Below are 23,514 nucleotides of genomic sequence, written 5' to 3' on the forward strand. Positions count from 1 at the left end.
ATTTACCCTCTCAGCGCCGCACACTTCCTATAACAAGCGGCGCATTTGCCTGTCCCTTTCCTTTGAACGGAGCCGCTTCATGACCATTCGTGCCTCACGCTTTGCCCCGACTTGCCTGGCCGCCCTCCTCGGCGTGCTCGCTTTCAGCTCGGCCCAGGCCGCTGAAGTCCAGGTCGCCGTCGCGGCCAACTTCACCGCGCCGATCCAGGCCATCGCCGCCGACTTCGAAAAAGACACCGGCCACAAGCTGGTCGCGGCCTATGGGGCCACCGGCCAGTTCTACACCCAGATCAAGAACGGTGCACCGTTCGAAGTCTTCCTCGCCGCCGACGACAGCACCCCCGCCAAGCTGGAAAAAGAAGGCGATATCGTTGCCGGCTCGCGCTTCACCTATGCCACCGGCACCTTGGCCCTGTGGTCGGCCAAGGACGGTTATGTCGATGCCAAGGGCCAGGTGCTCAAGGACAACCAGTACCAGCACCTGTCCATCGCCGACCCGAAAGCCGCGCCTTACGGCCTGGCCGCCACCCAGGTCCTGGCCAGGCTCGGCCTGACCGACAAGGTCAAGGACAAGCTGGTCACCGGCCAGAACATCACCCAGGCCTACCAGTTCGTCTCCACCGGCAATGCCGAGTTGGGTTTTGTCGCCCTGTCGCAGATCTACAAGGACGGCAAGGTCACCAGCGGTTCGGCGTGGATCGTTCCGGCCGACATGCATGAGGCGATCAAGCAGGACGCGGTGATCCTGACCAAGGGCAAGGACAACGCCGCCGCCAAGGCCCTGGTCGAATACCTGAAGGGCCCGAAAGCCGCCGCCATTATCAAGTCCTACGGTTACCAGCTCTAAATGCCGCTCACGAGTGCTGACTTCGCCGCGATCTGGCTGACCCTGAAACTGGCGTCCCTGGTCACGCTTATCCTGTTGCTGATCGGCACTCCGATTGCGCTCTGGCTGGCCCGCACCCGCTCCTGGCTGCGCGGACCGGTCGGCGCGGTGGTGGCGCTGCCGCTGGTGCTGCCGCCGACGGTGATCGGCTTCTACTTGCTGATCGCCTTCGGCCCCCACGGCTATATCGGCCAGTTCACCCAGTCCATCGGGCTGGGCACCCTCACCTTCAGCTTCACCGGGTTGGTGATCGGCTCGGTGATCTACTCGATGCCCTTTGTGGTGCAACCGCTGCAGAACGCGTTCAGTGCCATCGGCACACGCCCGCTGGAGGTGGCGGCGACCTTGCGCGCCAACCCCTGGGACACTTTTTTCAGCGTGGTCCTGCCCCTGGCACGACCCGGTTTTATCACCGCCGCGATCCTCGGCTTTGCCCATACCGTCGGCGAGTTCGGCGTGGTGTTGATGATCGGCGGCAATATCCCGGAAAAGACCCGGGTGGTCTCGGTGCAGATCTACGACCATGTCGAGGCCATGGAATATCTCCAGGCCCACTGGCTGGCCGGCGCCATGCTGGTGTTTTCCTTTATCGTGTTGCTGGCGCTTTACTCGAGCCGCAAGACCAAAATGGGCTGGAGTTGAGCCATGGCTTCTTCGATACAGGTTCGTCTGCACCTGGATTATCCGGACTTTGCCCTGGACCTCGACCTGCAACTGCCCGGCCGTGGCGTCACCGCCCTGTACGGGCACTCGGGCTCGGGCAAGACCACCTGCCTGCGCTGCATCGCCGGCCTGGAAAAAGCCCCCGAGGCCTTTATCCGGATCAACGACCAGGTCTGGCAGGACAGCGCCCGTAAACTCTTCGTCCCGCCCCACAAGCGCGCCCTGGGCTATGTGTTCCAGGAGGCCAGCCTGTTTGCGCACCTGTCGGTGCGGGCCAACCTGGAGTTCGGCCTGCGCCGCATTCCCCGCGCACAACGCCGGGTCGACATGGCCCACGCCACCCACTTGCTGGGCATCGGGCATCTACTCGACCGCCACCCACAGCACCTGTCCGGCGGCGAGCGCCAGCGCATCGGCATCGCCCGGGCACTGCTCACCAGCCCGCAACTGCTGCTGATGGACGAACCGCTGGCGGCGCTCGACAGCCAGCGCAAGAACGAGATCCTGCCATACCTCGAACGTCTGCATGACGAACTGGATATCCCGGTGCTCTACGTCAGTCACTCCCAGGACGAAGTGGCGCGCCTGGCCGACCATATCGTCCTGCTCAGCGCGGGCAAGGCTCTGGCCAGCGGTCCCATCGGTGAAACCCTGGCCCGGCTCGACCTGCCCATGGCCCTGGGCGATGACGCCGGGGTGGTGATCGAGGGCACGGTCAGCGCCTATGACGACCAGTATCAACTGCTGACCCTGCAATTGCCCGGCAGCCTGCTGAACGTGCGAGTGGCCCACGCACCGCTGGCCACGGGCAAGCGCCTGCGCGTCAAGATCCAGGCCCGGGACGTCAGCCTCAGCCGGCAACCGGGCGAACACAGCAGCATTCTCAATCTGTTGCCGGTGACCCTCATCGGGGAAATCCCCGCCGACAACAACGCCCATGTGCTGATCCGCCTGGAGGCCGCGGGTACCCCGTTGCTGGCGCGGATCACCCGTTACTCCCGTGACCAGCTCAAGCTGGCTCCGGGACAGACCCTCTGGGCACAGATCAAGTCGGTGGCGGTGCTCGCCTGACGGCACTCGATTCCCGCAAGACCGTCGCCGCGTTCTACACTGCTGCTCACTCCCCGAGCGACGGAAGACCCGATGACGGCCAAACCAACAGCGACGCTTCTCGACACCCTTGAAGGCCAGCGCCTGGCCGGTGAGGATGCCACCCGCTGGCGCGAATGGGGGCCGTACCTGAGTGAACGGCAATGGGGCACGGTACGCGAGGACTACAGCACTGACGGCGATGCCTGGGCCTATTTTCCCCACGAGCACGCCCGTAGTCGGGCCTATCGCTGGGGCGAGGAAGGTCTTGCGGGGTTTTCCGACAAGTCCCAGCACTGGTGCCTCGGACTGGCCCTCTGGAACGAGCGCGACCCGATTCTCAAGGAGCGCCTGTTCGGCCTGAACAATGCCGAAGGCAACCACGGCGAAGACGTCAAGGAGCTGTACTTCTACCTCGACGGCGTGCCCAGCCATGCCTATATGCGCATGCTCTACAAATACCCGCAGGCGGCCTTCCCCTACAACGACCTGATCACCGAAAACGCCCGGCGCGGCCTGGCCGATGCCGAGTACGAGATCCTCGATACCGGGGTGTTCGAGGACAACCGCTATTTCGATATCACGGTCGAGTACGCCAAGCAGGGCCCGAACGATATCGTCATGCGGGTCAGTGTGCATAACCGCTTTCACCAACCCGCCAGCCTGCGCGTGCTGCCCCATCTCTGGGCGCGCAATGACTGGAGCTGGAGCGACCACGCCCGACGGCCGAGCCTGGTCCTGGAAGGTGACAAGATCAGCGCCCAGCACGCCGGCTGCGACCCCATGCAAGCCAGCGCCTGGGGCGATGACGGCTTTGAGTGGCTGTTCTGCGAAAACGAAACCAACACTCGGCGACTGTATGGCTCGCAAGACCGCGGACCGTTCAAGGATGGTATCAACGACCATGTGGTGAACGGTGCCGATAGCATTCGCCGGGATACAGGGACACGGGTGGCAGCGCACTTTTCCCTGGCGCTGCAAGGGGATGAAACCCGCACGGTCTACCTGCGTTTCGCGCCGCCCGATGCCGAAAAAATCAATGCCCGCCACCTGTTCGAAAAGCGCCGCCAGGAAGCCGATGACTTCTATGCCGCCCTGCAGGACGGTCTCGAAGACGCCGACGCGCGCAATGTCCAGCGCCAGGCCCTGGCCGGCCTGCTGTGGTCCAAGCAGCTCTATTACTTCGATGTGAACCAGTGGCTCGACGGCGACCCGACCCAACCGCAACCACCGGCCGAACGCCTGCACATCCGCAACACCCACTGGCGGCACCTGTCGAACTTCGACATCGTCTCCATGCCGGACAAATGGGAATACCCCTGGTACGCCTCCTGGGACCTGGGTTTCCAGGCGGTGGCCTTCGCCCTGATCGATCCGGGCTTCGCCAAGCACCAGTTGCTGCTTCTGGTCAAAGACCGCTTCATGCACCCCAACGGCCAATTGCCCGCCTACGAGTGGCGTTTCGACGACGCCAACCCACCGGTGCATGCCTGGGCGTCATGGCGGGTCTACCAACGGGAAAAACAGCTGACCGGCAGCGGTGACCTGGATTTCCTCGAGCGGATCTTCCACAAACTGCTGCTGAACTTCTCCTGGTGGGTCAACCGCAAGGATGCCGAAGGCCGCAACCTGTTCCAGGGCGGCTTCCTGGGCCTGGACAATATCGCCCTGTTCAACCGCTCCGACGACATCCCGCCCGGCTACACCCTCGACCAGGCCGACGGCACCGCCTGGGTCGCCGCCTATGCCCTGGACATGATGCGCATCGCCCTGGAACTGGCCAAGCGCAACCCGGTGTATGTCGATATCGCGGTGAAATTCTTCGAGCACTTCCTCTATATCGCCGGGGCGATCAATCGGGTCGACGACAGCGCCGAAGGCCTCTGGGACAACCAGGACGAATTTTTCTACGACGTGCTGCAACACCCGGACGGCCAAAGCGAACCGGTGCGCCTGCGCTCCATCGTCGGCTTGATGCCGCTGTTCGCCGTGCTGGTGCTGGAGCAGCGCGAACACGAAGGCCTGCCCGGCCTGCGCGAGCGGTTGCTGGGGTTCATGCACCATCGGCCCGACCTCGCGGCACTGGTCTCGCGCTGGAACGAACCTGGCGACGGCAATCGCCTGCTGCTGGCCCTGCTGCGTGGCGAACGCACCAAGAACCTGCTCAAGCGCATGCTCGATGAAGCCGAGTTCCTCTCCGACTTCGGCATCCGCTCACTGTCCAAGGTGTTTGCCGAACAGCCACTGGCGATGCAACTCGACGGCAAGACCCTGAGCGCCCGCTACCAACCGGCGGAGTCCGACTCGCGCCTGTACGGCGGCAACTCCAACTGGCGCGGGCCGTTGTGGATGCCGGTCAACTACCTGCTGATCGAATCGCTGCGCGAATTCCACCGCTACTACGACGATCACTTTTCCGTGGAATACCCCAGCGGCTCGGGCTATCTGTCGTCCCTGGACGAAGTCGCCGACAGCCTGGGCCAACGCCTGACCTCACTGTTCCTGCTCGACGAGAACGGATGTCGCCCAGCCATGGCGGCCTACACGCAATTGCAGGCCGATCCGGCGAGTCGCGACCTGGTGCTGTTTCATGAATATTTCCATGGCGACAGCGGACGCGGCCTGGGGGCCTCCCATCAGACCGGCTGGAGCGCGTTGGTGGCCTTGCTGCTGCAACCGAGGCGCTGATCCGCGATAAAAAAGTCCGGTCATAAAATTAAGTGGATATGTACTCGAGCGCCACGGCGATACATATTCACCTCATTGAAACAAACAACTTCAGAACTCAATACCCGAAGACTATCTCCTTCACTTCAGCTTATATTCAGGTTACTCCAGCAAAACGCTGCATTTGATATTGACTTCAAGCACCCCGTTGAGTAAATTCCCCCTGCCTGCTGCTCAGGCCTTTTTTCAACTCACAAAAGAACCCAATGGACACAGTATCTAGACGCTGTCCGGTTCCCGCGAATGCGGCTCACCGGGCGCTTAACCCAGAAAATGACGGGACTCGACGTACAGGTCGGGTGAGCTGCGCCAGGGCTTGATGCTCTTTCCGTAACTCGCCTCTGCCGGCGCCAGTCCGGTCGCGAGGTGTGTTATGACTTTCAAAACCTACGTAATGCCAGGCGTTCGCGCCTTTGCTTCGAACATGCGCGTCAAATTGTCCCGTGAGCCGGTGAAGTCGGCCCGCGGCAACGCCCTGTTCGCCGCCCCCTCCTCCAAGGCTTCGGCACGCGCTTGCGTCTGCTGGCGTATCTGCCCGGCCACCGGCCAGCTGCAACAACGCTGGAATTTCGATGACAGCCAGGACCCGCAGAGTCCCGGGCTTGCGCAGCTGTTCCAGCGCGCCGGCCTGACCCTGAACCTGTATGTCGAGGCCCGCGCCGCTTAATTATCCGGCACTGACACTGACAACTACCGCCCCTGCACTTTCCACTTGGAAGTGCACGGCATAGTTATGCCTTTAATTATTAAAACTTGAGTATTTCATTATGGACGAAGCCAGTAGACGGTTCGCTGTTCGTCATTATTTGGTGAACGGGCAGCGAACGTTAAAACCTTATACACCCTCTTACTCGAATCACTCGCATCCGCGTGACTCGGCCTGTATTCGTTCGCCTGTTGAATAGGTGAGTCGTCTATATGCCCGGTCACGAAGACGTGACAGAGGCATCGCTATGAACGCAGTCAAAGACCCTATCCGGCCCACCGGAAACCGTGCGACGCAAGACACCAAACTGTCGATGCGCGCCGCTCGCGAATCGCAACACACCCTGGCCACCACCCTGAGCAACGTCAACGCCAGCCGTGACGGCCTGACCGAACTGGACGCCGCCGGCCGCCTGCAACGCGAAGGCTTCAACGAAGTCGCCCACGACAAGCCGCCACACGTCCTGATCCAGTTCCTCCAGGCGCTGAACAACCCCTTCATCTACGTGCTGCTGATCCTGGCCGGCATCAGCTTCTTCACCGACTTCTGGCTGGCCGAGCGCGCCGGTGAAGAAGGTGACCTGACCAAGGTCATCATCATCATGACCATGGTGACCCTGAGCAGCACCCTGCGCTTCTGGCAGGAACACCGCTCGGGCAAGTCCGCCGAAGCCCTCAAGGCCATGGTCCGGACCACCGCCACGGTGCTGCGCCGCGAGCAACTGGGCAACAAGCCAGTACTGCGCGAAGTGCCGATGCGCGAACTGGTGGCCGGCGATATCGTGCAGTTGTCGGCCGGCGACATGATTCCGGCGGATATCCGCCTGATCGAATCCCGCGACCTGTTTATCAGCCAGGCGGTGCTCACCGGTGAAGCCTTGCCGGTGGAGAAGTACGACACCCTCGGCGATGTCGCGGCCAAATCCGCCTCCACCGGCACCGACCAGAGCAATCTGCTGGACCTGCAGAACATCTGCTTCATGGGCACCAACGTGGTCAGCGGCACCGCCAAGGCCGTGGTGGTCGCCACCGGTGCGCGTACCTACTTCGGCTCGCTGGCCAAGGCGATTGTCGGCTCGCGGGTGCAGACCGCCTTCGATCGCGGGGTGAACAGTGTCAGCTGGCTGCTGATCCGCTTCATGCTGGTGATGGTGCCGATCGTGTTCCTGCTCAACGGTTTCTCCAAAGGCGACTGGAGCGATGCCCTGCTCTTCGCCCTGGCGGTCGCCGTCGGCCTGACCCCGGAAATGCTGCCGATGATCGTCAGCGCCAACCTCGCCAAGGGTGCCATGGCCATGGCCCGGCGCAAGGTGGTGGTCAAGCGCCTGAATGCCATCCAGAACTTCGGCTCCATGGACGTACTGTGCACCGACAAGACCGGCACCCTGACCCAGGACAAGATCATCCTCGAGCACCACGTCGACGCCGCCGGCCAGCGCGATGACGCGGTGCTGGGCCTGGCCTGGCTCAACAGCTACCACCAGAGCGGCATGAAGAACCTGATGGACCAGGCGGTGCTGCAGTTCTCCCGGGAGAACCCCAACTTCCAGGAGCCGTTCGCCTACAGCAAGGTCGATGAACTGCCCTTCGACTTCGTCCGTCGGCGCCTGTCGATCATCGTCCAGGACAGCCGTGCCGATCACCTGCTGGTGTGCAAGGGCGCGGTCGAGGAAATGCTCGCCATCTCCAGCCACGTCATGGAAGGCAACGAGGTCGTGGCCCTGGACGAGCAGCGTCGCAAGGCCCTGCTGGCCCTGGCCAACGATTACAACAAGGACGGCTTCCGCGTCCTGCTGCTGGCCACCCGCGATATTCCCAAACCGCAGACCAAGGGGCAATACAAGACCGCCGACGAGCGTGACCTGGTCATCCGCGGCTTCCTGACTTTCCTCGATCCGCCGAAGGAAACCGCCGGGCCGGCGATTGCCGCCCTGCGTGAGATCGGCGTTACGGTCAAGGTGCTGACTGGCGACAACGCCGTGGTCACCTGCAAGATCTGCCGTGAAGTCGGCCTGGAGCCAGGCCTGCCGCTGCTGGGCCAGGACATCGAGCATATGGACGACGCGACCCTCAAGCTGCGGGTCGAGGAGCGCACGGTCTTTGCCAAGCTGACCCCGTTGCAGAAATCCCGGGTGCTCAAGGCCCTGCAATCCAACGGCCATACCGTCGGTTTCCTCGGCGACGGCATCAACGACGCCCCGGCCCTGCGGGATGCCGACGTCGGGATCTCGGTGGACAGCGGCACGGACATCGCCAAGGAATCGGCCGACATCATCCTGCTGGAAAAGAGCCTGATGGTGCTGGAAGAAGGCGTGCTCAAGGGCCGCGAAACCTTCGGCAATATCATGAAGTACCTGAACATGACCGCCAGCTCCAACTTCGGCAACGTGTTCTCGGTGCTGGTGGCCAGTGCGTTCATCCCGTTCCTGCCGATGCTGTCGATCCACCTGCTGCTGCAGAACCTGATCTACGACATCTCCCAGCTGGCCCTGCCGTGGGACAAGATGGACAAGGAATACCTGCGCAAGCCACGCAAGTGGGACGCGAAGAACATCGGGCGTTTCATGCTGTGGATCGGGCCGACCTCGTCGATCTTCGACATGACCACCTTTGCCCTGATGTGGTACGTGTTCGCCGCCAACAGCGTGGAAGCCCAGGCATTGTTCCAGTCCGGCTGGTTTATCGAAGGCCTGCTGTCGCAGACCTTGGTGGTGCACATGCTGCGGACCCAGAAGATCCCGTTCTTCCAGAGCACTGCGTCACTGCCGATCATCGTCATGACCTGTCTGGCGGTGTCCATCGGCATCTACCTGCCGTTCTCGCAACTGGGCACGCTGGTGGGCCTGGTGCCGTTGCCGACGGCGTACTTCCCATGGCTGGTGGGTACCCTGCTGGCCTACTGCGTGGTGGCCCAGAGCATGAAGATGTTCTATATCCGCCGCTTCAAGCAGTGGTTCTGATGCGGTTCGTCAGATAACACCGAACCTTATAGGAGCAGGGCTTGTCCGCGAAGGGGACCTCGATACTGCTAAAAGCTTCGCGGGCAAGCCCTGCTCCTACAGGTGCGTGGTGCTCATACGATTGTATTCGCGCATTGGCACCTATAACCCGGCCATCCCCCGGAGCCCACCATGGAACCACTCAGCCAGTTCCTCGCCGTTCTCGACTACAGCTATCGGGCGCTGTCGGTCCTGTTCCTGACCAAAGCGGCAAAAGTGGTCAGGCGGGTCACCGTGAAGCTCTATGTTCGCGGGACGCTGACCGCTATCGAAATGCGCTACCTGCTGGCGTTCTCCAGCACCATCAGTCGTGTCTCGGTGAGGTTGCTGCGCCCACCCAGAAAGTAAAAAACCAGTACGTGGAGAATCCTCATGTCTGGAACCGCTCTGTTGATCCACCTCGCCGGCGCCATCGCCTTGTTGCTCTGGGGCACCCATATGATTTCAACCGCCCTGCTGCGCGGCTTCGGCACCCATCTGCGCAATGGCCTGGGCCGCAATCTCGATAAACGCTGGAAGGCCCTGCTCTGTGGCATCGGCATCACCACCGTGCTGCAAAGCAGTACCGCGGTAAGCCTGATGGCCAGCTCTTTCACCGCCGCCGGCACCCTCAGTCTCGCTCCGGCGCTGGCGGTGATGTTGGGGGCCAATATCGGCTCGACCCTGGTTGTGCAACTCCTCAGCTTCGACACCTCGATCGCCATCCCCCTGGTACTGCTGGCGGGCTTCGTGGTGTTCCGCCTGCGCGACGACTCGCGTTATGAAAGCGTCGGCTGCGCCCTGATCGGCCTCGGCCTGATGCTGCTGGCGCTGAGCCTGCTGGGTGCCGCCCTCGGGCAGATGGAAAGCACGCCGTTGTTCCATGTGGTCATGCAAGGCCTTGACGGCGACCTGTTGATCGCCTTGCTGGTGGCGCTGCTGCTGACCTGGATGTGCCATTCCAGTGTCGCGGTGATCCTGTTGATCGCCTCCCTGGCCAGCACCGGGCTGATGTCGCCGGTGACCACTCTGGCCCTGGTGCTCGGGGTTAATATCGGCGGCGCCTTGCCGTCGGTGATGAACGCTGGCACTCCGGTCGCTCGACGCCTGCCCCTGGGCAATCTGCTGGTAAGGCTGTTCGGCGCACTGTTGGTGCTGCCGTTCGCCTCGCTGCTGGGCAAGAGCCTGGCCGCTACCGCCATCGCCCCCGCGCACTTGGTGGTCTACCTGCATATCGCCTTCAACCTGCTTCTGGGCCTGGGCTTTATCGGTTTGGTGGATTGGCTTGCCAAGGGCCTGACCCGACTGCTGCCGACACCGGAGCAGGCCGCCGACCCGGGCATGCCGCAGTACCTCGACGAAGCCGGCCTGGAAGTGGCCAATATCGGTCTCTCGAACGCCGTGCGCGAAGCCCTGCGCATCGCCGACATGCTCTCGGTGATGCTCGATCGGGTACTGCAACTGTTCCAGAAACCCGGCGAGGTGTCGGCCGAGGCTATCCGCCAGCTCGACCAGTCCCTGGACCTGCTCAGCGCGGCGATCCGCGCCTACCTCGCGGATATCGGCCAGGACGGCCTGAGCGACGAGGATGCCGACCGCGCCCAGGAAATCCTGATGTTCGTGATCAACCTGGAGCATGCCGGCGACATTCTCTCGACCAACCTCGCCCAATTGGCGGCGCGCCGTCGGCGCCGTGGCGAACGCTTCTCGGAGTTCGAACTGGGGCACATCTATCCGTTGCACGAAGAGCTGCGCGAAAGCCTGAGCCTGGCGGTCACCGTGTTCCTGCGCGAAGACACCGTCACGGCCCATCGACTGGTGGAGCGCAAGGAGGTGATTCGCCGCCTGGAAGCCGGCGCCAGCCGCGAACACTTTCGTAAACTCAGTGCCGACAAGAGCACCTGGGCCGAGTCGGGGGATATTTTCCAGCGGGTGCTGCGCGATTACCGCCGCGTGCACCACCACATCGCGGCACTCGCCTATCCAGTGCTCGAACGCTCGGGAGAACGCGTCCTGGAAACTCAGTCCCCGGGCGCGAACGAGCCAGCACCCGGGCCTGTACACGCCCTTGAACTCAACGACGAGCCCCGGCTCGACAAGGATAACTACCCATGCGCGTCCTGATCTGCGCCGGGCGCTATTACCTGAACGCGGCGATGTGCCGCAAGGTGCTGGAGGCTTATCACCAGACCCACAGGATCAGTGTCCTGATTCATGGCGGCAACCAGTTCCTGGGCAGTGAGATCGAGGATTGGGCCCGGGAAAACGGTACGCACCTGGTGCGCTATCCGTCCAATTGGCAGCTCTATGGCAAGCAGGCCGAACGCCGGCGCAACCAGTTCATGCTGATGGACAGCGAACCGCAGTTGGTGATTGCCTTTCCCGGCGGCCACGACACTGAAGAGCTGGTGGCCCAGGCCAGGGCCATGGAGATCGATGTTCTGTCCCTGGAGGACTGAGCGTCTGTTCACCCCTTATCAAGCAACACCCTGCCCGGCCTTTTACCTAGGTAGAGGTCAGGCCATTGCCTGCACGCGGTCACTGACCGCCCACCCCGAAGGAGCATCAAGCATGAATGAAGAACCCGGTTGTAACGCGTACCACCACGACCTCCATACCCCTTTGCCCGTTTCACGACGACGCGCATCCGACGCGCGCGCCCGTGAGCACCTGATCACCGAGGCCTGCCATGAAAAAATCCACTTCCCGCCACACCAAGCGAACGACCACCGCCCGGCCGACGCCGACGGTTTCCAGCTCACTGCTTAAACACCTGCCCCCGGCCCAGCGCCGCGCCCTGCAACGCACGGTGGTGCTTGTCGGTGCCACCTTCGGCACCTTCCTGCTGCTTTCGCTCTACTCCAAGGCCCACGCGGCCGGCGGCTCGTACGTCGTCGATGATGGCGGGATCAACGACCCCGGCCAATGCAATATCGACACCTGGTACAAGAGCGGCCGGCACAAGGCCGCCAGCGGCGAAACCGTGCTTTCGGCGGACTGCACACCGACCAGTCTGCCCGCCGTGCAACTGGGTGCCGACATCAACCGCAGTCGTGACGACGGCGAGCACACCACGATGCTGAGTCCGCACCTGAAGGCCTCGATTTTCACCCGGGAAGAGCTGGGACTCGAAGCCGCGGTAGTGGCCCAGGCCCACGTTGCCACGGATCGCCGGCATGCCTTCGACGGCGCCGACCTCGCAGTGCCGCTGACCTACACGCCTTTCACCCCCTTGCGCCTGACCGTCAGTGCCGGCTGGTACCACGCCCATAACGACGGCGCGCCCAGCGAGGGCCGGACCTGGGGCGGTGGTGTGGAATACGATGTGCTGAAGTCGCTGACCCTGGTGGCCGAACGTTTCGGCCAACAAAATGGCGACCAGGGCTGGCAGGCCGGACCGCGCCTGCATATTGGCAAAAATCTCGACATCGACCTGGTGGCCGGTCAGCACCTGTCGGGCGATCGCGATCGTTGGTTCACCACCGGCGCGACGGTGCGCTTCTAAGCCACCGGCAACGAACCTGGCGCTTGCACGCCAGGTTCATCAGTCTTACTGCCCAGGCACCTCATCCAGCAGCAGGACCTGGCGCTCACTCAACAAATCGCCGATCGCCGCGCCCATGATCCGGTAGTGCTCGGTCTTGCGGTGGTGCTCGATGGCGGCCTGGTCAATCCAGCGCTCGACGAAGACAAAACGCTCGGGGTCGGCCTGGTCGACATGCAGGACATATTCGCGGCAGCCCGGTTCAGCGCGGGACGGCACGACACAGGCCTTCAGATGGGGCTCCAGTTCCGCTGCCCTGCCCGGCTTGGCACGAAGAATGGCAACGACACGAATTTCATGGTTCATGGGATTTCCTGGAAAAGGGAGATGAAGTCGTCAGCGATCATGAGCCCTTGCTCCGACGCCTTCAAGTCAAAGGAGTGCATTCGCCACAGGCGCGATATTGATTGGGACCGGGTTTTCAACGGCAGACGAACAACACAGCCCGGCTTTGCACCGGGCTGTGTGTCTCAAGGTTTGAGCGGCAGTTCTTCATCAAGCTCAGAAAGGCTTTTGCCATCGTCGGGGTGTTTCCAGGTTTGCGGCACCTGGTGATCGTCTTCGTTGCCGGGGGTCTCACTGAGCGGTTCTTGATCCTCATCCGGGATCGGCACCTTGCGCCAGGGCATGGCCTGGACACCCGGGTACGCAAACGCCGTGAACGGGGAAGCAGGTTGAGTATCCATACGCACCTCGCATCAGCAGCCCGGACCATCCGGGCTGTCAGTTTCAGTGTAGGCCTAGCCTGCCGCCCCCTCCACCTTGTGGCCGTCGACTGCAACTATTTGGCATCCAGCGCGTGTTTCGCCGCCTGCTCGATCAGCGCCGCCACTTCCTTGGGGTGGGACTCGTAGACCGCATGGCTGGCGCCGGCGATTTCAATGGTGTGGCTGTTGGCGCGCTTGGCGTACATGCGCTCCAGGTCCGGGTTGATGATGCGGTCGGACTTCGCCACGGCGTACCAACTCGGCTTGGTTTTCCAGGCGGCCGAGGTGGCGGCGGTGGTAAACACCGAGGCGGAAGTCAGGGACTGGGCATTGGCTTCGAATTCAGCCTGGGCCTTGGGCAGGTCGCCAGCGAAATCAGCAGGATAGAACGCCGGATCCAGGTAGAGGAACCCATCCGGGGTTTTCTTCACGGCCTTGGTCGCGTTCGGATAAAGCTTGCCGTTGGCGGCTTCGGTTTCACCGATATCCAGGGCATGGGCGGCGATATAGACCAGCCCCACCACATGGTCATCGGTACCGGCATCGGAAATCACCGCGCCGCCGTAGCTGTGGCCGACGAGAATGGTCGGGCCGTCCTGCATCGCCAGGATCCGCTTGACCGCCGTCACGTCATCGCTGAAAGCGGTCAGCGGATGCTGCGCCACCGAGACGTGGTAACCGTCCTTGACCAGGATGTCGTAGACCGGCTTCCAGCCCGCGCCATTCACAAAGGCGCCGTGGACCAGAACGATATTGTGCACGGGGGCCGCTGCCGGAGCCGGGGCCGCCGTTGCGCTGCCGGCCATCGCCAGGGTCATGCAGGCCAGGGAAACGGCCGCCAACAGGGAAGGTACTTTCGCAAATTTCATGGGAATTCGTCTCGCTCGGGATTCGGGTGATCGCCCGGCCTTGTCGGCCATTGCGCCAGTACAAAGTGGCTTGCCCTAGTCCGACGCGCACCACGTCGAGTTATTCCACGACCCGCTGAAAAATATTCGAAAAGCCCGTACCGGCATGCTGCTTACACGCCGTCGGACAGCGGCCGTCACCAGGGTGAGGTCAGAGAAAATGGCAGGCGCAGGGGCTCGATGGGACCGTCACGCATACCGCACATCTCGTCGTGGACGACGTGTTGCACCAGCACACAGGGTAGCGACGGCAACTCGCGCAACAACTCACGCACATGACTCGTGGAACGCAGCCGCAGCACTTCACCGCGCGCGTCCAGCAAGGTACGCATGCCCTGCTCCAGTCGAGCTCGCAGCAGGTAGAAGCCGCCCTCCAGCGATAGCAGCTCCAGTTCCTGGACACGCCCTTCGGCGGCCCATTCGCTCAAAGTCTGAAGGTTCATTGCGACACCACCGGCTGCCGGCGGAAAAACAGGGTCACCTGACCCAGTTCGACGCCGAGCTTGCTCATGCTCGAACGATTGATCAAGGTGTCCTCATCCATCAGGTACATCCAGTCGTCGAGGCTCACCTCCCAGGTCGAACCGTCCACCGGCAGGTTCATCTGATAGCGCCAGCGCAGGGCATTGCCCGCTACTTCACCGCGCGCCTCGCCGACCACATCGGCGGCACGGCCGGTCCAGTGCCCGGTGGCCCCTGGGGTCAGGGTCCAGATCCGCTGCTGGCGGCTGCCGTCGCTATAGAGGAAATGTTCGTCGAGAATCAGCTGCTCACCTTCGCGACGACTGGCGATCTGCACATGGAATCTCTTGACCACCTCCCCCGAACGTTTCTGGAAGATCCCCCAGGCCTCCACCGGTTGCGAAAAGAAGCGCACCAGATCGAGCGAGGGACGTTCGGCGGCGTAGTGATCGACTTCGACGTTGCCGCAACTGCCCAGCAAGAAGCAACAAAGCGCCATCAGCAGGATTCGCATGCTCCAACACCTCGTAGACTCCGAAAAACTTCAGGAGAACACTCGAAATACTATACAGAAAATAATATTTGTAAAGGTTTTGCCCGGCCTGTATCAATTCGGCTCCTGTCGAGATATTTGCGAGTCAGAGTGGTAGGCAGAGCGACAGAAAAATCTTGCATCACAGCCGGAAACAACCTGTAGAGCTTGATTTTTCGGGCAGGACGACTCAAATGCAACACTGTGCATCGGCTCGATGCCGAGCCCAAGAGAACAGCGCTTACCTCCCCGGCATAAGCGATCAAAAAACGATAACCGCCAAAAACCGACACAAAATGAACAACTTATTCAATAAATTCCTATACAAAAACTCACAGCCGTACAGATACGTCCACCCACACCGAGATGAAATCAAAGCGCCATCATCCGCTCGCCTTGAACAGGACGGAAAAGGACTATGCTCTGGGAACCCTAAAATATTTCAGGCATTAGCACGAGTGAATCGCTATGAACACGACCCATGGTTCATCCGCAAGCTGTCTTGCTTGTAAAGAGGGCACCGCTCTCGAGTTCGATTTCAGCATGGCATTCCAGCCAATCGTGGACGTCCGCACACACCAGGTATTTGCCTACGAAGCCTTGGTCCGCGGACTTGATGGAAGTGGCGCCCAAAGTATTTTGAGCCAGGTTTCTGAAAGCAATCGTTATGCATTCGACCAGGCCTGTCGGGTAAAAGCAGTCGAATTGGCCGCTCGACTCGTAATACCTTGCTATCTCAGTATCAACTTCCTACCCAATGCGGTGTACCAGCCGGCGGCCTGCATCCGTGCCACGCTGGAAGCGGCAAGGCGCTTCAACTTCCCGACGAGTCGAATTATCTTCGAAGTCACCGAAAACGAGTACCTGGTTGATAAGCAGCATATCAAGCAAATTATGCTGGAATATAGAAAACAAGGCTTCAAGACCGCCATCGATGACTTTGGTGCAGGTTATTCCGGGCTCTGTTTTCTCGCCGAGTTTCAACCCGACATCATCAAGCTCGACATGGAGCTCATCCGAAATATCCATGATGACCGAGTCAGGCTGATCATCGTCGAAAGCGTGCTGAGCATGTGTCGATCTCTCGACATGCAGGTGATTGCCGAGGGCGTCGAAAGCAAAGAAGAATATCTCCAGCTCCGCCGCCTTGGCGTCGAACTCTTCCAGGGCTACCTGTTCGCCCGCCCCCAGTTCGAGGCACTGCCTGGCATCACATGGCCAACCGAACCTGCAGGCAACGGCCAGGACGCTTGAACAAGCCGTCGACCCGCTCCGCGCACCGGTAAAAACAAAAGAAAAGCCCGTGCTAGCATGCTGCCTTTGCCCTGCGACAAGGGCTGACAGTGGAGAACGGAGATGGTTGAAGGTCAGCGATTCGCGGCGTTTCTATTCGATATGGACGGAACCCTGCTCAATTCCATCGCCAGCGCCGAGCGCGTCTGGGCCCAATGGGCAGTGCGCCACGGCCTTGATGTAGAAGCCTTTCTGCAGACCATTCACGGTGTGCGCAGTATCGAGACCGTACGCCGCCAGAACCTCCCGGGCATCGATCCCGAGCGTGAAGCTGCAGTAATCACACAGGCCGAAATCGACGACGTCGAAGGCGTGATCGCCATCGAGGGCGCAAAAGCCTTTCTCGCCAGCCTGCCACCGGAGCGCTGGGCCATTGTCACTTCGGCACCGCGCGCCCTGGCCGAACGCCGGATGGCCGCTGCCGGCCTGGACTTTCCACCCCTGGTGATCACTGCCGAAGATATCGCCCACGGCAAGCCTGCGCCCGACTGCTACCTGCTGGCAGCACAGCGCCTGGGCGTTCGCCCACAAGATTGCCTGGTCTTTGAAGATGCCCCGGCGGGTATTACCGCTGGAGAAGCGGCTGAGGCGCGGGTGGTGGTGATCAGTGCCACCCACGCCCACCCGATGGAAACCCCGCACCGGGTGCTGGCCGATTACCAGCAGGTCGCCGTCGATATCAACGATCTGGGCCTGGCGCTGGTCCAGGCCTGATCGAATCGGTCAGGCGTACTGTACGCCCAGCGATGCCAGGGCCTTCCAGTAATCCGGGTAGGTCTTGGCCACGCAATCGGGATCCTGGATACGGATACCGGCGACTTTCAGGCCGGCCAGGGCGAAGCACATGGCGATGCGATGGTCGGAGTGGGTGTCGATCAGGGCATCGCAGGTGGTGCCGGCCAGGGCCGGATCGGCGGCGACCAGCAGGTCGTCACCTTCCACGCTCGCCAGGCCCGGGCGAATGCCGTTGAGGCCATCGAACAGCGCCTGGACCCGGTCGCATTCCTTGACCCGCAGGTTCGCCAGCTCGACGAAACGCACCGGGGTTTTATTGAACGCCGCCAGTACCGCCAGGGTCGGAATCGCGTCCTGCATCTGGGAACCGTTGATCACGGCAGGCATGTGCGGGAACTGCTGGATCACCTCCAGCGCCTTGGCGTCCGGCTGGGTGAAGTCTTCGCCGGCCACGCCCAGGTCGATATGGCCGTCGGTCAGGGCTTGCGCCGCCCACAGGTAGGTGGCCGCCGAAGCGTCCGGCTCGATCCGGTAGTCACAGGCCTGGTAGCCGGTGGCGGCAACGCGCCAGAGAGTCTCGTCCAGCACTTCGACCTGGGCACCGAAGGCCTGCATGCAGGCGATGGTCAGGTCGACGTAACCACGGGCACCGATGTCCTTGCCGGTCAGTGCCACTTCGATCGGGGCCTCGCCACAGGCCGCCAGCATCAGCAAGGCCGATACGTACTGGCTGGACAAGCCGCCATCGATCTCGAAACGCTTGGCCTGCACGCCGCCACGACCGTTCACGATCACCGGCGGGCAACCGGTCTCGCTGGCTACGTCCAGGCCGCCGCGCTGCAGGGCCTCGAGCAATGGGCCGATCGGACGCTTGCGCATATAGTGGTCGCCATCCAACACCACTCGGCCATTCACCGTAGCCACTGCCGCAGTCAGGAAGCGCACCGCGGTCCCGGCATTACCGAGGAACAGGGGTTGCTCCGGCACGTGCAGCTTGCCGTTGCCGGTGACCACGAAGGTGGTCTCGTCCGGCTCGTCGATCTGCACGCCCATCTGCCGCAGGGCGGTGGACATATGGCGGGTGTCATCGCTTTTCAACGCACCGGACAGGCGGCTGGTGCCCTTGGCCAGGGCGGCGAGCAACAGGGCCCGGTTAGTGATCGACTTCGAACCGGGCGGCGTCACCTTTCCGTTCAGGGACGCGTTCGGCGGGATCACGGTGAGGGTTTGCTGCACAGCCATTCATCAACTCTCCAGGCTCGAAAGATAAGCGCACAAGCTCGTGCACCTCGACAGTCCGCCATGATGCCATTAATGCGCCCGCTGGATCATCCGTTTCCGTCGTCGGCGGCAATGGCTTTCAGGTAGTTGTAAACCGTCGCCCGGGAAATCTCGAAGTATTCGGCGAAATAATCGACGAAATTGCGGATATCCAAGAGCCCGCCGGCCTTGGCCTCAATCAGTGCCAGGCGGATTTCGGCGCGGCCGAAATCGCTTCGGCGCACGCATTGGCGGGCCGAGATGGCTTCGACGATATCGTTGAGCTTTTCCCGCCAGTCGGCATTGAACAAGGCTTGTGGGCGTGGTTGTGGCTTGAGGCCGGCGGCAAATCCGCTGAGCAGCTTCTGCACCTGGGACAGGGCCGTGACATCGAAATTCAGGCACAGCAGGGCGACGATCTCGCCGCTGTCGGCGCGCGCGGCGATGCTGATGGAACGCAACTGGCGATTGTTGGCGCCGTTCTTTTCATAGGGGCCGATGACGTCCGCGCCCTGCTCCAGTTCAGCAAGATCGTCGAGCAACGAGGGATCGCCGACCTTGCGCCGGGAGAAACCGTTGGCGATGTGGGTGATCCGTCCGTTGCGGACATCGTGGACCACCGCTTCAAGGTCGGGAAACAGCAGCGCCGCGAAACCATCGGCGGCGGCGTTCATAAAGGCGATATCGACCATAGGGGAGCCGGGCCATTGAAAATAAGCGGGAATTGTACGCAATGCCCCCTGCAGGAGCGAGCTTGGTGGCGAGGCCCCCGGCGCCTAACGCTCCGCGTTGCGCAGCGACTCGATCGCCAGGCTGGCAATGGCAATGTCATGGGCCGCCAGTCCCGTCAGGTCGGCCACGGTCACATCGTCATCGCTGAAGCGCCCCGGGACCTTGCCCGCCAGCACCTGGCCCAGCGAAACATCCGCTCCGGCCTCCACCAACCCCGCCGCCAAGGCATGGGCCAACTCACCCCGCTCGGCGCACTGATGCCGATCATCGGTCATGATCACCCGGGCCCGGGCCAGGATCGCCGGGTCCAGCTCCTGTTTGCCGAGGCTGTCGGCTCCCAGTGCAACAATATGGGTACCGGGCCGTACCGCCGAAGCCGGGACCAGCGCCTCGGTTGAAGGCGTGCAGGTCATCACCACGTTGCAACGCTCGAACAACAGCTCAACGCTCGGCAACGCCTGGGCGATCAGGCCCTGATGGCTGAGACTGGCCGCCAACCGCGCGGCTTTGTCCGGGCTGCGGCCCCAGATAAACACCCGGTCGACCCCCAGCATCTCGGCGGTCCAGCGCGCCTGGTGCTCGGCCTGATGGCCGCTGCCGACAATGCCCAGCGCCGTGACCCGCGACGGCGCACCGGCCTTGGCCGCCAGCGCGCCGGCGGCAGCGGTCCGCCAACTGGTCAGCCAGCCTTCATCATTGAGCACGGCCAGGGTCGCCCCGGTCCGCGCATCGAAGACCAGCATCAGGCCGTTATTGGTCTCAAGGCCCTTGGCGGCGTTCTCATAGAACCCCATCGCCACCTTGACCACAAACACCTCGCCACCACGGAAATGACCAAACTTGATATGACAGTCCCCCGGCGGATCCTGGAACAGCAACTCACCGCCACGGGGCGCGACGACTTCACCTTCGGCATGGCGGATAAAAGCCTCGCGCACCACCCGCAACATGTCCTTGCGCAGCAGCACGTCGCGCAACTCCCCCAGGCCATGGACCGGCAACGCTATCGGGCTCATGGACGGCGACCGCGCAGGTAGTTGGCAAACACCTCCAGCCCCTCCTCCATATGGGCCCGGCCATAACCGATACGAAAGCGATCCCGGGGCACCGGCCCCAGCGCCGACTCGTAGATGCTCGACGGCAACAGCAGCACGCCAGTGCGCTCCACCAGGTCGGTGGCGAAACGCTCGACCCCTTCGGCCCCGAGGTAACGCGGGTAGGCAATGCAGCCGCCATCAGGGCGATACCACTCGAACAACTCTTCAAACTCACGGAAGAATCCATCCAGCAGCGTGAGGTTTTGGCGCATCAACTGGTGGATCCGCGCCAGGATCGGCTCGCGAGCCTTGAGCGCGATCCGTGCCAGCACTTCACTCGGGCCGGCGTTACAGATCGACAGGTAATGCTTCATGCGCTCCATGCGCGACAGCAACCCACGGTCCTGGCAGGCGATCCAGCCGATGCGCAGCCCCGGCAAGCCATAGGGCTTGGACATCACCGCCAGGGACAGACCACGTTCGTAGACATCGGCCACCGCCGGCAGTTGCCCGCCCTCACCCAGGCCCAGCAAGCGATAGGCCTCGTCGCTGAACAGGTAGATACCGTGCTGGCGGCACAGGTCGACCAGAGCGTCGAAACGCTCGCGTTCAAGGATCTTGCCGGTGGGGTTATGGGGAAAGTTGATGGAGATCAGCCGGGTGTTGGGGCGGATCGCCGCCGCCACCGCGTCGATATCCAGCGTCCAGCCCTGCTCCGGGTCCAGGGCCACGCCCGTGACCTCGCAGAGACTCAAGGGGATGGTTTCCGAGGACTGGTAATTGGGCGTTACCACAATAGCGTGGTCGCCTTTATCCAGCAGCGCATGCATGGCCACATAGAGCCCTTCCTCGGCCCCGGCGAAGCAGAGCAGATCGGCCGGAGCCAGACGCTCGTAGGTTGAAGCGATCACCTCCAGCAACTCGGGCGCGCCAAATGTCTGGGTGTAGCCCAGGGACAGCGTCTCGAAGGCTTCGCGGTCCGACGCATCGGCCAACGCCAGCAACTCCTTGATGGTCAGGCTTTGCGCATCGGATGCGGTCATATGGTAGCGCGCGGAAAACTCCCACTTGGAAAAGTAGGTTTCCAGGCGGAAATCCGGAAGTGTGGCCATGTGATTTTTCCCCAGGTCGATTCAAGTCACGGCCCTTGCGTCAGGACATCAGGCCTTGGAACGAGAATACCCAGAACAATACATATTGTATAATTTTTACAAATTATATAAAAACACATTCTCAAGCCATCACGCTCTTGTGTTCGGACCCACTCAATCTGAGAGGCAGAATCACCAGGGGAATGCCATCCAGATGAAGTCGGCGCTGCAGCAGCAAGGGCGTCTGGTTGTGCAGCCACTCGCTGAAACCCCAGCTGTCCTGCAGGATCAGCTTGTTGCTGAAACAGACGCAGCCCGGGTAATGCCGGGTCGCCTCACCAAGCAGCTTCTGCAACTCGGCGACCGGGTCGGTGCCGTAGCCGATTCGCCGTGTCGCGCTGATACCGGCCTGGGCACAGAAGGCCTCCAACTGATCCATGGACTCGTCGAGCCGGGTCTTGCGCCGTTGCACACCGTCGATCCGCCCCCACACATGCCCCTCCACCTTGACGATGCCGACGAACACCACATTGGCGAAACGGTTCGGGAACAGACGCTGCACCCAAAGCAAGGTATGGATCGCCGCGCCCCAATGTTCGGTGGCCAGGATCACCGCCGTCGGCGCGTCTGGCGTGGGCTCGATGCGGGTGACGGTTGCCAGCACCTGCGCCGGCAGGGTGAACTCGGTATCCATCTGCAGGCGCAGGGTTTCCACCTTGGCGTAGTGGTGCCGGACCAGGGCGCAGCCGCCGATCACCAGCAGGGTCAGGCAAAGGGTCGCCCAACCGCCTTCGAAGAACTTTTCCGTCAGGGTCACCAGCAGGATGCCCGAGGCCACGCAAAAGCCCGTGACCGACACCAGCATCCGTCCGAGCCAAGGCCCTTCGCGGCGATGCTGCCACCAGTGGCGGCACAGCCCGGCTTTGGCCAGGGCCAGGCTGAGAAACACATTGATGCTATAGAGCACCACCAGCAGCCCCAGCGATCCCCTTGATAACAGCAGGATCAGCAGCGCGCAGGCCCCCACGAAAACCACCCCGTTCTGCTTGACCAGGCGGTTCGACAGGTTGCAGAAACGGTGCGGCAGCCAGGAGTCGGCGGCCATGCGGCCGAGCAGCGAGGGGGCGAAGATCAGGATCGAATTGGCCGCCACGAAGACAATCGCACCTTCCAGTGCCAGGGTCAGCAGGAGCAGCCCATGACTGGCACCCGGTGCAATCCCGAGTTGTTCGATAACGGCCTTGAACACCACTGCGTTCAGGGTCTGCCCATAGGTCGGTTGCGCCCCCCAGAGGCTGTACAGAAGAATCATGCCGCCGGCCATGAATGCCAGGGAAAAGCCCACCGAGAGCAAGGCGGTGCGACCGGTCTTGATCCGGGGCTCGGCCAGCAGGTTGACGTTGTTGGCAATCGCTTCGGACCCCGCGTAGGTACTGCCCCCCAGGGAATAAGCCCGCAGGAACAGCGCCACCAGCAAAGGCCAGCCGATATCCCCGGACAAGGCCACGGTATCAGCGGAGCTGCGCACCAGCGTGCCCGTCAGGTCACCGGCTTTCGAGGCAACGCCATAGACGATCAGCCCCACATGCACCAACACAAACCCCAGCGTCAGGGGCAGCAGCAAGCGGATCGAGTCGGCGATGCCGCGCAGATTAAACAGGATCAGCAGCAGCACCAGGCCGACCTCCACCACCAGCTTGTGGCTCTGCCACTCAACCGGCAACAGGCTGAACAACGCATCGGTGCCACTGGACAGGCAAACCGCAATGGTCAGCACATAGTCGACCAGCAAGGCGCAACCGGCCACCAGGCCGAGCCTGGGGCCCAGCAGTTTCGAGACGATCTTGTAGTTGCCGCCGCCCGAAGGAAACAGCTCGACCACCTGACGATAGGCCAGCGACAGGACCCAGACGGTCAGCAGCGTCGCCAGGGCCAGGAACACCCCCAGCTCGGGATGGGCCCCCAGCGCCAGATAAGCTCTTTCCGGGCCATAACTGACCGAAGCCAAACCGCTGGCTCCCAGGCCCGCCCAGGCCAGCAGACCGACCAGCAGCGTATGGGCGCGTGTATCGGGGGCCAATGGATCGCGCGCGGGCCCGATAATCCCCTGTGCCAGCCGTTCCAGTTTGAGCATGAGCGCCGCCTTGAATGCGTTGTTAATAGCC

At 62.3% G+C, this 23,514-nt stretch carries 22 protein-coding genes; 12 read left to right on the plus strand and 10 right to left on the minus strand.

Going from position 1 to position 23,514, the window contains the following annotated elements:
• Positions 1 to 79 precede the first annotated feature (79 nt).
• The 10 genes from modA (at position 80) to M5C71_RS04745 (ending at position 12,553) form a co-directional block, all read left to right on the plus strand.
• On the plus strand, positions 80 to 847 hold the full coding sequence (gene modA / locus M5C71_RS04700) for a molybdate ABC transporter substrate-binding protein (protein WP_248767340.1): 768 nt from the start codon (positions 80 to 82) through the stop codon (positions 845 to 847).
• Positions 848 to 1,528 carry a molybdate ABC transporter permease subunit gene (gene modB / locus M5C71_RS04705; protein ID WP_103494648.1) on the plus strand — a complete coding sequence of 227 codons (681 nt, stop codon included), beginning with the start codon at positions 848 to 850 and terminating at the stop codon, positions 1,526 to 1,528.
• 3 nt (positions 1,529 to 1,531) lie between these two features.
• Positions 1,532 to 2,620, plus strand: a complete 1,089-nt coding sequence (modC, locus tag M5C71_RS04710) for a molybdenum ABC transporter ATP-binding protein (protein WP_103494647.1) — start codon at positions 1,532 to 1,534, stop codon at positions 2,618 to 2,620.
• A gap of 72 nt (positions 2,621 to 2,692) precedes the next feature.
• Entirely contained in the window at positions 2,693 to 5,326 is a 2,634-nt protein-coding gene (locus M5C71_RS04715; protein ID WP_248767341.1) for a glucosidase, read from the plus strand.
• Positions 5,327 to 5,738: 412 nt separating this feature from the next.
• The gene (locus M5C71_RS04720; protein ID WP_103494645.1) at positions 5,739 to 6,032 is read left to right on the plus strand and encodes a hypothetical protein; all 294 of its coding nucleotides are present in this window, start codon (positions 5,739 to 5,741) and stop codon (positions 6,030 to 6,032) included.
• A 286-nt stretch (positions 6,033 to 6,318) separates the two neighbouring features.
• Positions 6,319 to 9,030: a magnesium-translocating P-type ATPase gene (mgtA, locus tag M5C71_RS04725; RefSeq protein ID WP_248767342.1), complete on the plus strand. Its 2,712-nt coding sequence runs from the start codon at positions 6,319 to 6,321 to the stop codon at positions 9,028 to 9,030.
• Between the two features lie 171 nt (positions 9,031 to 9,201).
• Positions 9,202 to 9,417 (plus strand): hypothetical protein, encoded by a 216-nt coding sequence (locus M5C71_RS04730; RefSeq protein ID WP_100943779.1) that lies wholly within the window; start codon positions 9,202 to 9,204, stop codon positions 9,415 to 9,417.
• A 24-nt stretch (positions 9,418 to 9,441) separates the two neighbouring features.
• Entirely contained in the window at positions 9,442 to 11,172 is a 1,731-nt protein-coding gene (locus M5C71_RS04735; protein WP_248767343.1) for a Na/Pi cotransporter family protein, read from the plus strand.
• Positions 11,160 to 11,507 carry a DUF2493 domain-containing protein gene (locus tag M5C71_RS04740; protein WP_103494642.1) on the plus strand — a complete coding sequence of 116 codons (348 nt, stop codon included), beginning with the start codon at positions 11,160 to 11,162 and terminating at the stop codon, positions 11,505 to 11,507. The genes M5C71_RS04735 and M5C71_RS04740 overlap by 13 nt, the downstream gene beginning before the upstream one ends.
• A 230-nt stretch (positions 11,508 to 11,737) precedes the next feature.
• The gene (locus tag M5C71_RS04745; RefSeq protein WP_248767344.1) at positions 11,738 to 12,553 is read left to right on the plus strand and encodes a hypothetical protein; all 816 of its coding nucleotides are present in this window, start codon (positions 11,738 to 11,740) and stop codon (positions 12,551 to 12,553) included.
• Positions 12,554 to 12,598: 45 nt separating this feature from the next.
• Here the strand turns inward: M5C71_RS04745 and M5C71_RS04750 are convergent, their stop codons facing one another.
• From M5C71_RS04750 to M5C71_RS04770, 5 genes are all read right to left on the minus strand, one after another.
• Positions 12,599 to 12,898 (minus strand): putative quinol monooxygenase, encoded by a 300-nt coding sequence (locus M5C71_RS04750; protein ID WP_248767345.1) that lies wholly within the window; start codon positions 12,896 to 12,898, stop codon positions 12,599 to 12,601.
• 164 nt (positions 12,899 to 13,062) lie between these two features.
• A complete protein-coding gene (locus tag M5C71_RS04755) occupies positions 13,063 to 13,278 on the minus strand; it encodes a hypothetical protein (protein ID WP_248746247.1) in 216 nt (71 codons plus the stop codon).
• A 95-nt stretch (positions 13,279 to 13,373) separates the two neighbouring features.
• Positions 13,374 to 14,168 carry an alpha/beta hydrolase gene (locus M5C71_RS04760; RefSeq protein WP_103494639.1) on the minus strand — a complete coding sequence of 265 codons (795 nt, stop codon included), beginning with the start codon at positions 14,166 to 14,168 and terminating at the stop codon, positions 13,374 to 13,376.
• 176 nt (positions 14,169 to 14,344) lie between these two features.
• Positions 14,345 to 14,650: a DUF6482 family protein gene (locus tag M5C71_RS04765; RefSeq protein ID WP_152739424.1), complete on the minus strand. Its 306-nt coding sequence runs from the start codon at positions 14,648 to 14,650 to the stop codon at positions 14,345 to 14,347.
• Positions 14,647 to 15,183 carry a DUF3833 domain-containing protein gene (locus M5C71_RS04770; RefSeq protein ID WP_152739426.1) on the minus strand — a complete coding sequence of 179 codons (537 nt, stop codon included), beginning with the start codon at positions 15,181 to 15,183 and terminating at the stop codon, positions 14,647 to 14,649. The genes M5C71_RS04765 and M5C71_RS04770 overlap by 4 nt, the downstream gene beginning before the upstream one ends.
• 486 nt (positions 15,184 to 15,669) lie before the next feature.
• Between M5C71_RS04770 and M5C71_RS04775 the strand changes: the two genes are divergently transcribed.
• Positions 15,670 to 16,455: an EAL domain-containing protein gene (locus tag M5C71_RS04775; protein WP_248746112.1), complete on the plus strand. Its 786-nt coding sequence runs from the start codon at positions 15,670 to 15,672 to the stop codon at positions 16,453 to 16,455.
• Between the two features lie 102 nt (positions 16,456 to 16,557).
• Positions 16,558 to 17,208 carry an HAD family hydrolase gene (locus M5C71_RS04780; protein ID WP_248746113.1) on the plus strand — a complete coding sequence of 217 codons (651 nt, stop codon included), beginning with the start codon at positions 16,558 to 16,560 and terminating at the stop codon, positions 17,206 to 17,208.
• A 9-nt stretch (positions 17,209 to 17,217) separates the two neighbouring features.
• On the opposite strand, the gene M5C71_RS04785 is transcribed toward M5C71_RS04780, so the two are convergent.
• The 5 genes from M5C71_RS04785 to M5C71_RS04805 form a co-directional block, all read right to left on the minus strand.
• Positions 17,218 to 18,471, minus strand: coding sequence for a 3-phosphoshikimate 1-carboxyvinyltransferase (locus tag M5C71_RS04785; protein WP_248746114.1), 1,254 nt, complete (start codon positions 18,469 to 18,471; stop codon positions 17,218 to 17,220).
• 86 nt (positions 18,472 to 18,557) lie between these two features.
• Positions 18,558 to 19,181 carry a PAS domain-containing protein gene (locus M5C71_RS04790; protein WP_103494633.1) on the minus strand — a complete coding sequence of 208 codons (624 nt, stop codon included), beginning with the start codon at positions 19,179 to 19,181 and terminating at the stop codon, positions 18,558 to 18,560.
• Positions 19,182 to 19,265: 84 nt separating this feature from the next.
• On the minus strand, positions 19,266 to 20,237 hold the full coding sequence (locus M5C71_RS04795; protein WP_248767346.1) for an ornithine cyclodeaminase: 972 nt from the start codon (positions 20,235 to 20,237) through the stop codon (positions 19,266 to 19,268).
• Entirely contained in the window at positions 20,234 to 21,370 is a 1,137-nt protein-coding gene (locus M5C71_RS04800) for an aminotransferase class I/II-fold pyridoxal phosphate-dependent enzyme (RefSeq protein ID WP_248767347.1), read from the minus strand. The genes M5C71_RS04795 and M5C71_RS04800 overlap by 4 nt, the downstream gene beginning before the upstream one ends.
• 121 nt (positions 21,371 to 21,491) lie before the next feature.
• Positions 21,492 to 23,483, minus strand: a complete 1,992-nt coding sequence (locus M5C71_RS04805; protein WP_103494630.1) for an amino acid permease — start codon at positions 23,481 to 23,483, stop codon at positions 21,492 to 21,494.
• Between the last annotated feature and the right edge of the window lie 31 nt (positions 23,484 to 23,514).

The organism is Pseudomonas sp. MWU12-2345 (assembly GCF_023242385.1).
In the GTDB taxonomy this organism is placed as follows: Bacteria; Pseudomonadota; Gammaproteobacteria; order Pseudomonadales; family Pseudomonadaceae; genus Aquipseudomonas; species Aquipseudomonas gingeri_D.

Excerpts from the sequence above, each read along its gene's own strand:
- M5C71_RS04745 (WP_248767344.1), top strand. The coding sequence starts at position 11,738 with ATGAAAAAATCCACTTCCCGCCACACCAAGCGAACGACCACCGCCCGG.
- M5C71_RS04780 (WP_248746113.1), top strand. The coding sequence starts at position 16,558 with ATGGTTGAAGGTCAGCGATTCGCGGCGTTTCTATTCGATATGGACGGA.
- M5C71_RS04730 (WP_100943779.1), top strand. The coding sequence starts at position 9,202 with ATGGAACCACTCAGCCAGTTCCTCGCCGTTCTCGACTACAGCTATCGG.
- M5C71_RS04755 (WP_248746247.1), bottom strand. The coding sequence starts at position 13,278 with ATGGATACTCAACCTGCTTCCCCGTTCACGGCGTTTGCGTACCCGGGT.
- M5C71_RS04775 (WP_248746112.1), top strand. The coding sequence starts at position 15,670 with ATGAACACGACCCATGGTTCATCCGCAAGCTGTCTTGCTTGTAAAGAG.
- modB (WP_103494648.1), top strand. The coding sequence starts at position 848 with ATGCCGCTCACGAGTGCTGACTTCGCCGCGATCTGGCTGACCCTGAAA.
- M5C71_RS04715 (WP_248767341.1), top strand. The coding sequence starts at position 2,693 with ATGACGGCCAAACCAACAGCGACGCTTCTCGACACCCTTGAAGGCCAG.
- M5C71_RS04765 (WP_152739424.1), bottom strand. The coding sequence starts at position 14,650 with ATGAACCTTCAGACTTTGAGCGAATGGGCCGCCGAAGGGCGTGTCCAG.
- M5C71_RS04770 (WP_152739426.1), bottom strand. The coding sequence starts at position 15,183 with ATGCGAATCCTGCTGATGGCGCTTTGTTGCTTCTTGCTGGGCAGTTGC.
- M5C71_RS04795 (WP_248767346.1), bottom strand. The coding sequence starts at position 20,237 with ATGAGCCCGATAGCGTTGCCGGTCCATGGCCTGGGGGAGTTGCGCGAC.
- M5C71_RS04720 (WP_103494645.1), top strand. The coding sequence starts at position 5,739 with ATGACTTTCAAAACCTACGTAATGCCAGGCGTTCGCGCCTTTGCTTCG.
- M5C71_RS04760 (WP_103494639.1), bottom strand. The coding sequence starts at position 14,168 with ATGAAATTTGCGAAAGTACCTTCCCTGTTGGCGGCCGTTTCCCTGGCC.
- M5C71_RS04805 (WP_103494630.1), bottom strand. The coding sequence starts at position 23,483 with ATGCTCAAACTGGAACGGCTGGCACAGGGGATTATCGGGCCCGCGCGC.
- modA (WP_248767340.1), top strand. The coding sequence starts at position 80 with ATGACCATTCGTGCCTCACGCTTTGCCCCGACTTGCCTGGCCGCCCTC.
- mgtA (WP_248767342.1), top strand. The coding sequence starts at position 6,319 with ATGAACGCAGTCAAAGACCCTATCCGGCCCACCGGAAACCGTGCGACG.
- M5C71_RS04735 (WP_248767343.1), top strand. The coding sequence starts at position 9,442 with ATGTCTGGAACCGCTCTGTTGATCCACCTCGCCGGCGCCATCGCCTTG.
- M5C71_RS04800 (WP_248767347.1), bottom strand. The coding sequence starts at position 21,370 with ATGGCCACACTTCCGGATTTCCGCCTGGAAACCTACTTTTCCAAGTGG.
- M5C71_RS04790 (WP_103494633.1), bottom strand. The coding sequence starts at position 19,181 with ATGGTCGATATCGCCTTTATGAACGCCGCCGCCGATGGTTTCGCGGCG.
- M5C71_RS04785 (WP_248746114.1), bottom strand. The coding sequence starts at position 18,471 with ATGGCTGTGCAGCAAACCCTCACCGTGATCCCGCCGAACGCGTCCCTG.
- modC (WP_103494647.1), top strand. The coding sequence starts at position 1,532 with ATGGCTTCTTCGATACAGGTTCGTCTGCACCTGGATTATCCGGACTTT.
- M5C71_RS04750 (WP_248767345.1), bottom strand. The coding sequence starts at position 12,898 with ATGAACCATGAAATTCGTGTCGTTGCCATTCTTCGTGCCAAGCCGGGC.
- M5C71_RS04740 (WP_103494642.1), top strand. The coding sequence starts at position 11,160 with ATGCGCGTCCTGATCTGCGCCGGGCGCTATTACCTGAACGCGGCGATG.